General features: G+C 64.6%; 1 protein-coding gene. It reads right to left on the bottom strand.

What is annotated here, in order from left to right; translation table 11 throughout:
- Nucleotides 1–86: 86 nt before the first annotated feature.
- Nucleotides 87–1,256: an IS481 family transposase gene (locus BV071_RS32160; RefSeq protein ID WP_052574150.1), complete on the bottom strand. Its 1,170-nt coding sequence runs from the start codon at nucleotides 1,254–1,256 to the stop codon at nucleotides 87–89.
- Nucleotides 1,257–1,348 lie beyond the last annotated feature (92 nt).

Here is a 1,348-nt window from a genome sequence, read left to right as displayed (position 1 = left end):
TGTAAAGGCCGGAGACATCGTTTACACCTGTTCGGGGACATCGTTTACGCTTTCTGGACCGCAGGCATGAGCCGCCCGCGGGCGGCTCATGCCTGCGGCGGCCGGCCCACCCGTCGGTCCTCCAGCGGCGCGTAGCCCTTTTCCCCGCTGGCCCGGTACCGGGCGAAATCCGCCACTCCGATCCGCTTCCAACAGTAGTAGACCTCGAAGCGTTCTTCTCCGACCCGCCGCAACGCCACATCCTGGCCCTTGAACGCTTCCCCGATGCTCCATAGCACGCTGTGGAAGCAAATGATCCCCTTGTTGAGCACCTTCCGCACCACGTCGTTACCGCCATACCATTCCCCGGCTTCCTGGAGCTTGGCCGGCAACTGACGCGCCGAGATCTCGTGGCGGCTCGCCGGCACCGCGTCGTCCAGCGAGTCGTGCGGACGCTCGTGGTTGTAGATCTCGCGCCATTTCACAAACTCGCGGCGGCAATGGCCGTGGTCCTGCCACACCATCGTGCGCGACAGCACTTCGGCACCGAAGGTGCGGTGGAAGCGCTCATCCTTGCCTTGTGTCTGGGGATGCCGCGGCCGCCCGTGATAGACCGCCACACCGAGCCGCAGCAGCCATGCCTCGCATTGCGTGAAATGCCCCGAGCTGTCACCCCACGGCTTGCCGTTGTCGCAGAGGATTGCCTGCGGCAGGCCGTAGGTCCGGAAGGCGCTCTCCAGCAGCGGCCGCAGCTCGGCAAAGGTCTCACCCGCACAAGGCTCAAGCAGGAGGTTGAAGCGGCTGTGGTCGTCGAGCATCGTCAGCGGATAACAGCGACCGCCCCTGGCGAGCTCGAACCAGCCCTTGTAGTCCATCTGCCACAGCTCATTGGGAGCCGCGCGCTCGAAGCGCTGCCAGCCCTTGCCAGAAGGACCCGCCGGTGGCTGCAGCAGGCCGTGGCGGCGCAGGATTTCCGTGATGGTGCTGATCGACGGCACGTCCTTCACGCCGCGGTTTTCCAGCCAGCGCTTGAGCTTCCTGCCACCCCAGACCGGGTGCTGCTGCCGCGCCGCCACGACCAATGCCTCGATCTGCGCCTTGGTCTTGCCGGGGCTGCTGCTTGGCTTGCGGGACAGCTCTTCCAAGCCCTCGCCCGCGCGGTGCCGTGCCAGCCACTTGTAGCCCGTCGGCGGACTGATGCCGAAGCGCCCGCACAACTGCCGCATGTTGGCTCCTTCACGGCACGCCAGTTCCACAAAATCACGTTTCAGCTCCATCGCATTACAGGTTTGCCAAGGCATCGTTTTCTCCTCCCCGGAGTGTAAACGATGTACCCGAACACCTGTTAAGGATGTACCCGGTCTGTACA

This window comes from Haloferula sp. BvORR071 (assembly GCF_000739615.1).
Taxonomy (GTDB): Bacteria; Verrucomicrobiota; Verrucomicrobiia; order Verrucomicrobiales; family Akkermansiaceae; genus Haloferula.
This window is presented reverse-complemented; position numbering and strand designations above follow the sequence as displayed.

Excerpts from the sequence above, each read along its gene's own strand:
- BV071_RS32160 (WP_052574150.1), bottom strand. The coding sequence starts at position 1,256 with ATGGAGCTGAAACGTGATTTTGTGGAACTGGCGTGCCGTGAAGGAGCC.